Here is a 14,083-nt window from a genome sequence, read left to right on the forward strand (position 1 = left end):
CTTATTATTGAGGATATTGGCGCGCGCCAAAAATCGCGGTTCCTATGCGAACTAGGGTTGAACCACAGTGAATAGCGGCGCGCATATCGTCAGTCATTCCCATCGATAGGGTATCGACTGTTGGGTAAGTCGCTTGTAACTGTTTAAATGCGTTGTCCATTTGACGAAAGGCTTCACATTGATGGTCATAGTCTGATTCAGGGGCAGGGATCGTCATCAAACCTCGTAATACAAGGTTTGGCATAGTTGCAACTTCAGCAGCAAGCTTAGCAACCTCATCTAATGTTATGCCCGATTTGCTGTTCTCATCGCTAATATTAATTTGGATGAGTACGTTTAGTGGCGTTTTATTGCTAGGGCGCTGGTCATTCAGACGCTGAGCAATTTTAGCTCTATCGAGCGTGTGGAACCAATCAAAGTGTTCAGCGACTAAACGACTTTTATTGGATTGTAATGGGCCGATAAAATGCCAAATAAGGTCAGTTCTATCCGCGAAATATTGGATTTTTTCAACGCCTTCTTGGACGTAATTTTCACCAAATTGGCGCTGGCCTGCTTCGATGGCTTCTAAAATAGCCTCACAAGGCTTGGTTTTACTGACAGCCAGCAGCGTAATGTCTTGGGGTGAACGATGACATTCTTCGGCAGCAGTTTGAATACGTGCGGTAACATCCGAGATATTATTTTGAATGGTCATGTATTTATTCATTATGGTTTAATTCAAAACTATTTTATTCACAGAGTGCATGAATAGTGACTGTTGACCATAGTGTAAAGCAATTCGCGTTAGAACGGCACCTTTGCATGAGATTTCCGTGAAAAATAACCTCAAAACTGTGCAAAATTAACTATGTTGCTCAAACCAGCTTTCAAGGATCACCACTGCGGAAGCCGAATCCACTTTTCCTTTGCTTAATGCGCGGTAGCCACCTTGCTCAAATAAGCCTGCTTTTGCTTCGACCGTGGAAAGTCGTTCATCATGCAATTCGACTTTAACACCAAAACGGCCATGAATACGATTGGCAAAATTACGCGCTTGGCTGGTGACCAGCTGTTCGGTGCCATCCATATTAAGGGGGAGGCCGACAATAACCAACTGAGGAAGCCATTCTTTAAGTAACTTTTCGATTTGTTGCCAATCAGGGCGACCATCACTGGCTTTAAGTGATGTTAATGGGCGTGCTGTACCTGTGATCTCTTGCCCAATAGCAACACCAATACTTTTTGTTCCGAAATCAAAGGCTAATAGCGTTCTTCCTGACATTATGCATGCCCCGCTTGCATGGAAATCGTATGAATATTGACACCGATTAAATTGGCAGCCGCAACCCAGCGTTCGTTAATTGGCGTATCAAAAATGAGTTTAGGGGATGCTTCAACTGTCAACCAGCTATTTTCCATGATTTCTCGCTCTAGTTGGCCTGGCTCCCAACTGGAATAACCTAAGGCAACTAAAGAGTTTTCTGGAGAGTGATCGCTACCAAGAGTTTCTAAAATATCTTTTGATGTAGTGACCATCACTTCATCATTAAGATGCAAGCTAGATAAAAAGCCGCTAATTGGTGTATGTAAGATAAAACCATGTTCTTCTGCAACAGGCCCACCAGCAATCACGGGGCGTTGTAGGTTACGTTTATTGACTTTATCGGATACCGTAATTTCAAGTTTTCTTAGCATGGTATCAACTGAAAAGTCATCAATGGGTTTATTAATGACTAAACCCATTGCGCCTTTTTCGTTGTGCTCACACACATACACTACAGATTGCTCAAAATAAGGATCTGTGAGGGATGGCATGGCAATAAGAAAATGGTTTTGTAGATTCAAACTTAAACTCCATTCATTTTTATTGAATTCGTTGGCTAAAAAGGCAGAAATCGCCTTTTTAGCCCGTTTTATTGCTTATTTTTTCAAGCGACGCTCAATGGCATCCATCAACATACCTGTGATAGAAATATCAAAAGCCGCTTCGATTTCACGAGCACAAGTTGGGCTAGTGACATTAATTTCAGTCAGGCGATCACCAATAATGTCTAACCCAACGAACACTAGGCCTTTTTCTTTCAGTGTTGGCGCAACGGCACGTGCAATTGCCCAATCACTCTCTGTTAAAGGACGCGCTTCGCCACGGCCACCTGCGGCCAAATTACCACGGGTTTCACCTTGCGCTGGAATACGCGCTAAACAGTACGGCACTGGCTCACCATCAACCACTAACACACGCTTATCACCCTCTTTAATTGCAGGTAAAAAGTTTTGTGCCATACAATAGCGGGAGCTATGTTCTGTCAGTGTTTCGATGATCACGCCTACATTAGGGTCATCTTGTTTTAAACGGAAAATCGATGCACCGCCCATGCCATCAAGGGGTTTGAAGATCACATCCCCATGTTTTTGATGGAATTCTCGTAACTTTTGCGGGCTGCGAGTCACTAGTGTGTCTGGCGTTAATTCAGGGAACCAAGCGGTGAATAATTTTTCATTACAGTCACGTAGGCTTTGCGGCTTATTCACAATCAATGAACCCGCTTGTTCTGCGCGTTCTAAAATATAGGTTGCGTAAATGAACTCAGTATCGAATGGCGGATCTTTGCGCATCAAAATCGCATCAAGGGAACCGAGGGCGATATCTTGCTCACCATGGAATTCGTACCATTTCGCAGGGTTTTCTTCGACGGTAACAATTTTAGTCTGTGCGCGAGCTTCACCTTGGTGCAAATAGAGGTCATTCATTTCCATATAATGGATTTCATAACCACGACGCTGAGCTTCCAACATCATTGCAAAACTGGTGTCTTTCTTGATTTTGATGGATGAAATAGGATCCATCACTATACCGAGCTTGATCATTTTTTCTCCTTAACCCAGATCACCTAAGCGCACTTGCAGTGCAGTGATAGCGGTTAGCGCAGTCGTTTCTGTTCTAAGTACTCTAGGGCCTAACAGTATATCGGTAAATTGATAATTGGCTGTCATGGCGATTTCATCCGCTGAAAGCCCGCCTTCTGGGCCAATCAACAGTCTTACTTTTTTCAATTGAGTCGGCAGAGTATTGATGCTTTCTGTCGCTCTTGGGTGAAGATTTACTTTGAAAGCACCGTCATCTTCCGAACACCAAGTTTCCAGGCTTTGTACGGGGCGAATTTCAGGGATACGGTTTCGGCCACATTGTTCACATGCCGCAATCGCAATTTTTTGCCATTGCTGTAATTTTTTTTCGAGTCGCTCGGGGTCTAAACGCACACCACAACGCTCTGAAATTAAAGGGGTAATGGTATTAACACCCAATTCAACAGATTTTTGGATGGTGAATTCCATTTTTTCCCCGCGTGACATGACTTGGCCTAAATGGAGATCGAGGGGGGACTCCCTATCATCAAGATTGCCACTTTCAATGTAGACCAAAACATGCTTTTTCGACGCTTCCGTAATTTCAGCACTAAAAGTTTGGTTGCTACCATCAAACAGCTCAAGCTTCTGACCAGGAGCCATACGGAGGACTCTGCCTACATGGTTTGCGGCATCATCACCAAGAGAAATGGTTGTATTGGTTTGTATTGGCTCAGGGTGATAAATGCGTGGAATGCGCATGGTGTTTCCTTAGTACAGACTCGATTAATAAACAGGATAGCTTTGGTGAATATGGGGATTGAATCGCAAAACTCAAGCTTTGTTGTCTAGTTTATAACGAAAAAAAACGTATTTATAGTACGTCTGTGCCATCGTTGTTAGATTAGACGCGATTGATAAATAAATAGAAAAAACTTGAGCTCGAATAAACTGATTGTATTGAACGGAATTAAAGTGTTTAGGTTGGTTATTTTTCTGCGTATATTTGTTTTTTCTCCATAATGGAATAAGGAGTTAATATGCTCAACTTATGGTGCGCAGTTTTAGAAAAATTCGTTTTTATCTTTAATGAAACAATGAATCTTTTATTTAAATTGAAAACAGAGTGGAGCTGTTTTTATATTAAATTTAATAATATTATGGTTAATAAGGAAGTTTATTTTATTTTAATGCTTTTAGTGTTATCTGTAATAATGACCTTTAAGCTATTGAAATCTATTCCTGAAAAATATTTTAAATTACCTTCTATTGAGGTTAATTATTTTTCATTGGTTTTTATTTATTCAGTATTGAGTCTTATCATTTTTTATTCATTGAGTCATTGGCTTGTCATCATATTTTTATTCGTGTTTTTAAACTTCACTATATTGCTGTTTATTATTGATTATAAAACAGGGTATTTACCGAATATATTAACTTACCCATTTTTAGGGGCTGGGTTGTTGTATCAAATGAGTTCTCCAAACGGTAATGTGATTTCGGCTATCTATGCCATTATTGTAGCTTATTTGACCATTATGTTTATCACAACGCTGGTGGAAAAAATTAAAAAACAGCCGCAAATGGGAAGGGGGGATTTTAAATTGATTGCTGCGTGTGCATCATGGCTTGGTGTGCTGAATTTACCGCATTTTTTAGGTCTAGCAGCAGTGCTAGGGCTTTTTCACTACAGTGCGAGTTATTGGCTATTACCTAAGTTCCATGGCGTTGGCGGAAAATCGTATTTGAAAAGTGGAAAAGGTATGAATGTGGGGGATCCGGCTATTCCTTTTGGGCCAGCGATTTTGGTTAGTGCGAGTATTTGGCTGTATTTATCACTTATTCAATGATAATAAATGAATAACACAGCCAAATGATTTGCTCGTTTGGTTATTTAGCAGCATTAACCATGGTATCTAAGAATTGTTGCCATTTATCTGGAGCGCCAAGGTAGTTTTGTAGTGGGACTCGTAGCCACTGGCCTTGTTGCTGAATCAGCAATGTAGGGAAGCCTGATGCACCTGATTGCGCTAATAGTGTTTTACTGTTTTGAATGTGGGTCTTAGTTTCACTTAGCTCACTCTGTGCGTAGCCGGTCGTATATTGAGCGACATCCAACCCAATGCTCTGTGCTAAATCTAACAGGACAGCGCTATCATTAATGTGGCGACCTGAAATATAGTGGGCTTTTTGAATCGCTTTTAGCATTTCTAAGCCTTTACCTTGTTTTGTTGCTGCCAATATCGCTGTTTGCGGTATTTCTGAGTCCATAATGAAATTAGGCTCATGCAACATTTTGAGGTATTCATCACCAAAAACTTGCCCTGTCATTGACGCTATACGTTTATCAGATTGGATAATGTGTTGGCGGAAATTATCATCTAAATGTAGTCGGGAGCTGCCCGCAAGCATGCCACCACCATGCATTTCGATACGAATGTTTGGGTGTTTTGCAGCAACTTCAATTAATGGTGCAGCAGCATAACACCAGCCACAATAAGGGTCATAAATATAGTGTAGGGTAATATTGCTCATAATAATGTCTCGTTGAATTATTTTTAAGATACTCAAGGTGGTAGCATAAACTATCCCCCGAGATCATTTTGTTTTTAATGTGTATCCACAAGTTACAAGAAGTACCAAAACAAATGAAATAGGGGGGAGTTTATTGGCTTATTGAGGCCACTGCATTTCGCCTTTAATCACTTTGGCACTGAGCTCTAGGCTCGATTTTTCATCTAAATTAGGGTATTGCGTTTCTACTTTTTTAATCAGTTCATCCGCGTTTTTGCTTGCTTTTGTCGCAGTTTCAAAGTCACTTAAATATTGCTGAGTAAATGTAACGGTGCCAATATCAAACTTAGAATTGCCAGTAAAATGCCCTGGTACAACGGTTTCGGGTTTAAGTGCTTTAATACTTTCTAAAGCTTGTTGCCAGTTTTGGCGCGAAGCTTCAGTTTGGGTATCTGCCACCCAAACATGGAGGTTATCGTAAACTAATACGCCACCCACGACCGCTTTTAAAGAGGGTACCCATAGATAAGTTCTGTCTGGTGAAGCACTATCGAGGCCTTTGATCACTAACTTTTCACCATCAACGGTAAAGCTATTTCCTTTAATGACTTCAGGAACAATAACATGGCTAGGTGCTTCATTTTTTAACTCACCGCCCCAATAGGCAAGTTTGCCATCTTTAGTTGCATTAATGGCGTTGACGGTTTCGGCAGTTGCAACCACTTTGGCTTCAGGGAAAGCTTTTGTCAGCGTCTCTAAACCAAAATAAAAATCAGGGTCGGAATGGCTAATATAAATGGTGGTTAATTTCTTATTCAGCTTTTGGATTTTATCAACTAATTTTTGTGCGTCGTTGTTTTGAAATTGAGCATCAATTAAAACCACTTCAGTTGGGCCGCTAATAATCTCAGACGAAACAGGGAAAACACTGTTATGGCCTGGGTTATACACATCTAATGTTAGCTTTTCAGCCTGTGCCATATGCATAGTTGTTGCGAATAATGTCGTTGCTGCTAATAAGGTAAGTTTCATTTTTATATCCTAAAATTAAGTGATGCAGGTAAATGTTGTTTGGCTTGGTGTGTATATTAGATTGTAATAATGATGGGAAAAACAGCATAATTAGGCTTTGTTTGTTGCATAAATCGATCGAATTGGTGGGCTATGGATAGATTAAAAGCGGTAGAAGTGTTTATCACTATTGTGGAGAGTGGCAGCCTAAGCGGTGCGGCAGATAAGCTAGATATGTCTCGTGCGATGGTAACTCGCTATTTATCTGAGATGGAACAATGGGCGGGTGTTCGGTTATTAAACCGTACAACAAGGCGGCTTAGCTTAACTTCTGCGGGGGAAGGGGTTTACCAACAATCGTTACAGCTAAATGCGATTTCACAAACTGTTCCTGTGCAGCAAGAGCATGATAACCAAGCATTATCAGGTTTGGTACGTATTAGCTGCTCACAATCTATAGCCCAAAGTGCGCTTTCCATTGCAATGACCGAGTTTATGCAACAGTACCCCAATATGGCGATTGATATGCAAATATCGAATAAATCAGTGAATCTTATTGAGGAAAGAATTGATTTAGCGATCCGTATTACTAATCAGCTAGAGCCAAGCCTGATTGCGAAGCCACTTTCAACCTGTTATTCCGTGATCTGTGCATCTCCCCGTTTTTTGGAAGGAAAAAAGCACCCTACAAAACCCGAAGATTTAGCGTTACTGGATTGTCTAACTTATAACTTTTTTGGGCGCAGTTTATGGGCGTTTGAAAAAGATGGCGAACAGCACACGGTATTAGTGGATGGAAGGTTGAGTGCTAATGAATCTGTTTTTATCGCCGAAGCGACCTTAAATGGGGCTGGGGTTTCTATGCAGCCTTATTATTCAGTTGCAAAGTACTTGGATTCAGGCGAATTAATCCAATTATTACCTGATTACACACCAATGCCATTAGGTATTTACGCTGTGTATACCAGTCGACAAAAAATGCCAACCTCACTACGTGCAGTGATCGATTATCTTGCTAACTGGTTTACTACCTCACCCCATTGGTTATCACTGATGCAGCAAGGCCAGCGCTAAATGTTGTTCAATCTGGTTAAATTGTTTCTTTAAATGTTGTGTAAAAATATCAGTGAGTTGCGATGATGGGCGGTGAATAGGCCTAATTAAGCTCACCGTAAACGGAATTGAAAAACTTAAAGGGCGCAGCGCTAGTTTACCCGAAGATTGCTGGTGAAAATCCAACGCTGTTAGTGGGTTAACAATGGAAATCCCAATGCCTTTTAGTGCCATCGCACAAATAGAAGAAGCCGAATGTGTTTCCATCACCATTTTTCGGTCAATTTGTTGCTCCGCAAAGGTTGAGTCAATTAATTGGCGGTAGCTGTCAGTTAAAGACAAACTGATAAAGCGTTGATGCTGAAAATCACTGGGGGTTAAGACCTTTTTTTGAGTGAGAGGATGCCCTGCAGGTAACACACACACTTCATTTAAACTTCCAAGCGTTTGTTGCTCAGTACCTGGCGGCATTTGCAAATGTTCTGTTAAACCAAAATCATAGCGCTGGGCAGAGAGCCATTCTTCGAGCACAGGAGATTCCTGCGGGATTACGGTGATACTGACATCAGGGTAGCTTTCCATGAAAGAGTGGCAGACTGACGGTAAAAGGGATTGAGCAAAAGCGGGTAAGCAGGTGACAGAAATTTGGGCATGTTCAAAACGGCGTATTGTTTCTGCTGAGTTTTTGATGCGCTCTAATCCATAGTAAGAGCGTTCAACTTCTTCTAAAAATCGCAGCCCTTGCGCGGTGGGTTGCAAGCGCCCTTTGACGCGATCAAAAAGCTTAAATTGTAGTAAATGCTCGAGGCGTGCCAGTTCACGGCTGATGGTAGGCTGTGAAGTATTCAGCAATGCAGCGGCTTCTGTCAAGTTAGGGGCGGTCATTACTGCACGAAATATCTCAATGTGTCGCCACGAAATGGCCTGCATTTTTCACCTCAAAACCAAAGCTATATCAAATATGAATAGACTTTAGCAAAATGGATATTTTTTTTCCCATCTTTTCTCTGAATAATAGACTTTAATATAATAAAAACTTTCAAACGAGAAACATAATGACTTCATTCGCAACCACTTCAAGCCAGTATTTAACCCCTGAACATTTACGCACGCTACCTGCACAATACGGTACCCCTGTTTGGGTATATGACAGTGCTGTCATTATTGAGCGTATTAAGCAATTACAAGTCTTTGATACGGTGCGCTTTGCTCAAAAAGCCAGTTCAAATATTCATATTTTACGCCTTATGAGAGAGCAGGGTGTTAAAGTGGATTCAGTTTCTTTAGGGGAAATCGAACGTGCGCTGGTGGCAGGGTTCAAGCCAGGGCGTGAAAATTCAGAAATCGTGTTTACTGCGGACGTGCTTGATAGAGCTACACTGGCTAAAGTGACGGAGCTGGATATACCAGTCAATGCGGGGTCAATTGATATGTTAGACCAAATTGGTCAGCAAAAAGCAGGGCACCCAGTTTGGCTTCGTATCAACCCTGGTTTTGGTCATGGTCATAGCCAAAAAACCAATACGGGCGGTGAAAACAGTAAACACGGTATTTGGCATGAAGATTTGCCAGCTGCACTCGAGAAAATTCGTCATTACAATTTATCGTTAGTCGGTATTCATATGCACATTGGCTCCGGCGTTGATTATCAACACCTTGCAGATGTATGTGATTCGATGGTGGCACTGGTTACGACTGCTGGCGTAGATCTTCATGCTATTTCAGCGGGTGGTGGGTTATCGACACCTTACCGTGAAGGCGATGAATTAATCGATGTGCAGCATTATTATAGTTTATGGGATAACGCGCGCCAGCGCATAGCACAGCATCTAGGACACGCGATTGAACTTGAAATCGAACCAGGCCGCTATTTAGTGGCTGAATCGGGCGTTTTGCTGGCGGAAGTACGTGCTGTGAAAGATATGGGCAGCCGTCATTATGTCCTAGTCGACAGTGGTTTTAATGATTTAATGCGCCCTGCGATGTATGGCAGTTATCATCATATTTCTGTTTTACCTGCAGACGGAAGTGCTGCGGATGAGTCACAGCTAAAAGACACTATCATTGCAGGCCCTTTATGTGAATCTGGAGATGTGTTCACTCAGCTTGAAGGCGGGCTTGTGGTGACTCGCGCATTACCTGAGGTCAATGTGGGGGATTATTTGGTTTTCCACGACACAGGCGCCTATGGCGCATCTATGTCTTCAAACTATAATAGCCGACCATTATTACCAGAGGTAATGTTTGTTGAGGGGAAACCGCAATTAATTCGCCGTCGTCAGACAATAGAAGAATTATTAGCGTTAGAGCTATCACTTTAAAAATTGTCAATGTGATGAAAAAGCCAGCGATTAAGTCGCTGGTTTTTTTTATTTTAAAGAAAGTAAAAACTACTCTTTTGGGTGATTTACAATATTTTTTTGCATGTGAATATAAGGATTTCTACCACTGATTAATTGATATTTTTGGAATAATTTAAATATGAGGCTAATACTCTTTTTTTCTTTATTTTTATTATCTGGTTGTCTTTTGAAATCACCTAAAGACGATATTTTAAAACCTTCGTATAGGATGTTGAACTTTGGCTACGATAGTAAATATTTATCATATGATTCAGGTTATAATGTTCTAATTCCTCCTCCTAAAAATGAAAAGGACTTTTATTTATTAAAAGATAAGGCAACGTCAGGTGACTCAGAGAGCAATTTATTAATGTTTAAATTGTTCTATAAAGATTCAAATTGTAATTACTTTTCTTTTGAAACTATAAATCCTAATTTTATTTGTGCAAAGGCTGTTGATTATTTAATTGATTCAGTCAATAGCAATCCTAATAATAATCTAGCCTTGTATGAAATGAGTAAGCTGTATTACAACGGCATTGTTTTAGAAAAAAATGATAACAAGGCAATGGGTATTCTAGACAGAATAATAAAAAAAGGGGGAAGAAACGCGGTATTGGTTTGTGATTATTTAGTTGAAATAACACTTTTTGATGATGATAGAAATATCAAAGACCTCGATAAAGCACGCTATTATGCCAATATTGGCGCAGAAAATGGCAGTGAAAAATGTCAAAAGTATCGTGATGATATCGACAGTTATATAAATAATAAATGAAAGAGTAGGGGGGCATGGAAAGTGAAACATATACGCCAGTGCATTATTTACGAGTTGGTTAATAAAAGATAAAGACGGTACTAAAATGAGATATATATTTATTTTTCTAATTTTTACTCTAATTGGATGTCAGTCAAATCTACATTCCGAAAGGTTTTTACAGAATAACGATGTTAGAACTCCCTCTTATAGAATGCTAGCATTTTTTATCGAGAGTATAAAATTTAAACAAGAAAAAAAACTTTTCCAAACGATGCTACCAATCCAAAGCGTAAAAAATTTTTATGAACTTCAATATAAAGCCAATAAAGGTGATGCAAAAAGCCATTATCTTTTGTTTTTATTATATTTTGATGATTCAGCCTGTTCTAAAAATAGTTTGGTTAATTTAAAACGGGTTGCTGATGAAAATTGCAAGATTGCGTTAGAACATTTAAATGAAACAGTGAATATTGATCCTAATTTTCAGCTAGGCTTGTATAAACTCGCTTATTTTAACCAGTATGGTATTGGTGTGGATGTTAATTTTAATCAGTCAATAGCGTATTGGGAAAGGTTAAAGGAAACACAAGGTTATTATCGAGAATTAGCATTGACGTCAGCAGCAAATATCTATTTTTATGAGTTTAATGAAATAGGTAAGGCAAAGGAATATTTAACCATTTGTGCAAAAGAAGGTGGGGCTAGGTGCCAATTTGAATTAAATGGTTGGGATAACAAAATGAAGTTACGTCCTTATATATTGGATGCAAAAAATAGAGAGCGCGGGCTAGAAAATAGTGAATAGTCAGTATTATTCCTTCAAGTTAAGTCTTCGGTGTAGTTTAACCCATTAATAGTAATAACAAAAAACTCAAGGAGTATGATGCTCCTTGAGTTTCATTGCTTATTTATAAACTAAGCGGCTTTCTTTTTCTTGCTAACGTCTTCGTTTGACGGTTCATCAGGAGACTTTTTTGACGGAAGCACTCCTAAGTCATCAAATTCAAACTCATCGACATTAATCGTACGTAACCGGCTCGCTTCTGCTTTACGTAGGATATCGGCTTCTTCCTGCGTGATGACATTTTCAGGCAGCATTTGATCTGCCAGTTTGTCTAAACGGGTGAAGCTCAGTTTACGTTCTTTCAGGCGGCAGATACGCTCGAAAATAGGCTCAGCAGCGATGATGTCATATAAAGCCTGATTTACTAACCCATGAGGGTTATTTTCTGTTGGCGTTAAGTATTGACCACGGCCTAATCTGTCACGAGTTTCTGATGGTTCCATCAACAGCTGTGCCAATTTATGATCAAGTTTGTCTGATGGCATGGACATCGCACGGCCTGTAGGGAACAAGGTCACTCGCATAATTGTTGCCACCATTTTGTTCGGGAAGTTTTTCAGCAGATCATCAATCGCTTTTTCAGACTGATATAAACAATCTTCAACAGCCCATTTTACCAGTGGTAAATCTGCTTTTTGGCGACCTTCATCTTCATAGCGTTTTAAGGTGGCTGATGCAAGATACAGGTTGCTGAGGATATCCCCTAAGCGAGCTGAAATACGTTCGCGACGTTTTAAGCTGCCACCTAACACACCCATTGCGACATCGGATAACAACGCTAAGTTAGCACTATGGCGATTTAACATCTGATAATAGCGGCGTGTTTCATCTTTGGTTGGTGCATGACTACCACGACCGTTAGTTAAACCTAACCAGAAGCTGCGGAATTGGTTACTAATGACATGACCAATGTGACCAAATACGGCTTTATCAAATTTGTGTAGGTTGTTATCTTGCGCTGCCGCCATTTCCTCTAAGACGAATGGATGGCAACGAATTGCACCTTGACCAAAGATAATCATACTGCGAGTAAGGATGTTCGCCCCTTCAACAGTAATTGCAATCGGTGCACCTTGATAAGCCCGTGCAACAAAGTTGGAGTCCCCTAAGCAGATACCTTTACCGCCTGTGATATCCATCGCATCAATAATGGCGCGCTGACCGCGGTGGGTACAGTGGTACTTAACGATAGCCGAAAGTACTGCGGGTTTTTCGCCTAACATAATACCAGAGGTAATTAATGTGGCTGCTGCATCCATCAAGTAAGTATTACCGGCGATGCGTGCTAAGGGTTCTTCGATACCTTCCATTTTGCCAATCGGTAATTTGAATTGGCGGCGAATATAAGAATAGGCACCTGTTGCAATAGCAATACTTTTTAAGCTCCCTGTTGAGTTAGATGGCAAGGTGATACCACGCCCAACAGATAGACATTCCACTAACATTCTCCAGCCTTGTCCCGCCATTTTTGGCCCGCCGATGATATAATCGATAGGAACAAAAATGTCTTTTCCGCGAGTCGGGCCATTCATAAATGGAATATTGAGTGGGAAGTGACGGTGACCAATTTCAACGCCCGGCGTGTTGGTTGGAATTAATGCACAGGTGATGCCGAGGTTTTTCTCACCGCCTAATAGTTTGTCTGGATCTGACAATTTAAACGCAAGGCCAAGTACAGTGGCGATAGGCGCTAAGGTAATATAGCGTTTATTCCATGATAAACGCATACCTAATACTTGTTCACCCTGCCATTCCCCCATACAGACAACACCAGAATCGGGAATCGCACCTGCATCGGAGCCTGCTTCAGGGCTAGTTAAGGCAAAACACGGAATTTCTTCACCCGTTGCTAAGCCTGGTAGGTAGCGTTGTTTTTGCTCATCAGTACCATAATGCTGTAATAATTCACCTGGGCCTAATGAGTTTGGTACACCCACCGTAATGGCTAAAATACCTGATACACCTGCAAGTTTTTGTAATACTTGGGATTGCGCGTAAGCTGAAAACTCAAGACCACCATATTCTTTTTTGATGATCATGGCGAAAAAGCGGTGATCGCGAAGATATTGCCAAACTTCAGGCGTTAAGTCAGCAAGCTCATGGCTAACTTCAAAATCATTTACCATGCCACACACAGTTTCTACTGGGCCATCAATAAACGCTTGTTCTTCTGCCGTTAACTGTGGTTTTGGATAATTATGCAGTTTGTTCCAATCAGGCGCACCACGGAAAAGGTCGCCTTCCCACCATGTTGTTCCTGCGTCAATAGCCTCTTTTTCGGTTCTCGACATTGGCGGCATGACTTTTTGGAACATTTTCATTGCACGTGCTGAGAAAAAGGATTGGCGTACAGGAGAAAAAACAAATGGGAATAAGACTAGAGCGACTGGCAGCAACATCCAATAACTCCAAATATTTAACATGCCCATGACGACAGTATAGGCTAATAGCAGTACTGTACTGAGTACAAGAGAGGTTCTGTGATAACTAAGTACGCCAATTAAGGCGAGAAATAACACAATGCTAAGAAGGATCATAGTGGATCTCCTGTCGACTTGTAAGAGGTCTGACCTGTTTGATAACTTAATCTATACCTAGCAATAAAGAATTAGCAATATATTTACATCTTAATTACAACTTAGTTCACAAAAAAATCAAATAATGGGGGGGATAGTTGAAATTAAAATTATTACCATTAAAGAAAATAAGGTTATTAAGCATAACAAAACG

At 40.6% G+C, this 14,083-nt stretch carries 14 protein-coding genes; 5 read left to right on the forward strand and 9 right to left on the reverse strand.

Annotation, left to right across the window (positions count from 1 at the left end; translation table 11 throughout):
- Positions 1 to 4 precede the first annotated feature (4 nt).
- From KDJ85_RS17980 to rsmE, 5 genes are all read right to left on the reverse strand, one after another.
- Positions 5 to 697, reverse strand: coding sequence for a YggS family pyridoxal phosphate-dependent enzyme (locus KDJ85_RS17980; RefSeq protein ID WP_275967697.1), 693 nt, complete (start codon positions 695 to 697; stop codon positions 5 to 7).
- A 147-nt stretch (positions 698 to 844) separates the two neighbouring features.
- The gene (ruvX, locus tag KDJ85_RS17985) at positions 845 to 1,264 is read right to left on the reverse strand and encodes a Holliday junction resolvase RuvX (RefSeq protein WP_206084733.1); all 420 of its coding nucleotides are present in this window, start codon (positions 1,262 to 1,264) and stop codon (positions 845 to 847) included.
- Entirely contained in the window at positions 1,264 to 1,827 is a 564-nt protein-coding gene (locus tag KDJ85_RS17990) for a YqgE/AlgH family protein (RefSeq protein WP_225820821.1), read from the reverse strand. Before KDJ85_RS17990 ends, ruvX begins: the two co-directional genes overlap by 1 nt.
- Before the next feature lie 75 nt (positions 1,828 to 1,902).
- Positions 1,903 to 2,850, reverse strand: a complete 948-nt coding sequence (gene gshB / locus KDJ85_RS17995; protein WP_206084735.1) for a glutathione synthase — start codon at positions 2,848 to 2,850, stop codon at positions 1,903 to 1,905.
- A 9-nt stretch (positions 2,851 to 2,859) separates the two neighbouring features.
- Positions 2,860 to 3,591, reverse strand: a complete 732-nt coding sequence (gene rsmE, locus KDJ85_RS18000; RefSeq protein WP_225820822.1) for a 16S rRNA (uracil(1498)-N(3))-methyltransferase — start codon at positions 3,589 to 3,591, stop codon at positions 2,860 to 2,862.
- 452 nt (positions 3,592 to 4,043) lie between these two features.
- On the opposite strand from rsmE, the gene KDJ85_RS18005 reads away from it, so the two are divergent.
- Positions 4,044 to 4,679 carry a prepilin peptidase gene (locus tag KDJ85_RS18005; RefSeq protein ID WP_225820862.1) on the forward strand — a complete coding sequence of 212 codons (636 nt, stop codon included), beginning with the start codon at positions 4,044 to 4,046 and terminating at the stop codon, positions 4,677 to 4,679.
- Between the two features lie 40 nt (positions 4,680 to 4,719).
- On the opposite strand, the gene KDJ85_RS18010 is transcribed toward KDJ85_RS18005, so the two are convergent.
- Both KDJ85_RS18010 and KDJ85_RS18015 read right to left on the reverse strand, forming a co-directional pair.
- On the reverse strand, positions 4,720 to 5,364 hold the full coding sequence (locus KDJ85_RS18010) for a DsbA family protein (RefSeq protein WP_225820823.1): 645 nt from the start codon (positions 5,362 to 5,364) through the stop codon (positions 4,720 to 4,722).
- 138 nt (positions 5,365 to 5,502) lie between these two features.
- Complete coding sequence (locus KDJ85_RS18015; RefSeq protein ID WP_225820824.1) at positions 5,503 to 6,375, reverse strand: MBL fold metallo-hydrolase; 873 nt, start codon at positions 6,373 to 6,375, stop codon at positions 5,503 to 5,505.
- A 132-nt stretch (positions 6,376 to 6,507) separates the two neighbouring features.
- Between KDJ85_RS18015 and KDJ85_RS18020 the strand changes: the two genes are divergently transcribed.
- Positions 6,508 to 7,428: a LysR family transcriptional regulator gene (locus KDJ85_RS18020; protein ID WP_225820825.1), complete on the forward strand. Its 921-nt coding sequence runs from the start codon at positions 6,508 to 6,510 to the stop codon at positions 7,426 to 7,428.
- Here KDJ85_RS18020 and KDJ85_RS18025 read toward each other — a convergent pair.
- Complete coding sequence (locus tag KDJ85_RS18025) at positions 7,402 to 8,337, reverse strand: LysR family transcriptional regulator (RefSeq protein WP_225820826.1); 936 nt, start codon at positions 8,335 to 8,337, stop codon at positions 7,402 to 7,404. The genes KDJ85_RS18020 and KDJ85_RS18025 overlap by 27 nt on opposite strands.
- 125 nt (positions 8,338 to 8,462) lie before the next feature.
- Between KDJ85_RS18025 and lysA the strand changes: the two genes are divergently transcribed.
- The 3 genes from lysA (at position 8,463) to KDJ85_RS18040 (ending at position 11,314) form a co-directional block, all read left to right on the forward strand.
- On the forward strand, positions 8,463 to 9,728 hold the full coding sequence (lysA, locus tag KDJ85_RS18030; RefSeq protein ID WP_225820827.1) for a diaminopimelate decarboxylase: 1,266 nt from the start codon (positions 8,463 to 8,465) through the stop codon (positions 9,726 to 9,728).
- 208 nt (positions 9,729 to 9,936) lie between these two features.
- The gene (locus tag KDJ85_RS18035) at positions 9,937 to 10,527 is read left to right on the forward strand and encodes a hypothetical protein (RefSeq protein WP_225820828.1); all 591 of its coding nucleotides are present in this window, start codon (positions 9,937 to 9,939) and stop codon (positions 10,525 to 10,527) included.
- 85 nt (positions 10,528 to 10,612) lie between these two features.
- Positions 10,613 to 11,314, forward strand: coding sequence for a hypothetical protein (locus KDJ85_RS18040; RefSeq protein ID WP_225820829.1), 702 nt, complete (start codon positions 10,613 to 10,615; stop codon positions 11,312 to 11,314).
- A gap of 110 nt (positions 11,315 to 11,424) precedes the next feature.
- Here the strand turns inward: KDJ85_RS18040 and fadE are convergent, their stop codons facing one another.
- Positions 11,425 to 13,890 carry an acyl-CoA dehydrogenase FadE gene (fadE, locus tag KDJ85_RS18045; RefSeq protein ID WP_225820830.1) on the reverse strand — a complete coding sequence of 822 codons (2,466 nt, stop codon included), beginning with the start codon at positions 13,888 to 13,890 and terminating at the stop codon, positions 11,425 to 11,427.
- Between the last annotated feature and the right edge of the window lie 193 nt (positions 13,891 to 14,083).

The sequence above is a fragment of the Providencia vermicola genome, from assembly GCF_020381325.1.
In the GTDB taxonomy this organism is placed as follows: Bacteria; Pseudomonadota; Gammaproteobacteria; order Enterobacterales; family Enterobacteriaceae; genus Providencia; species Providencia vermicola.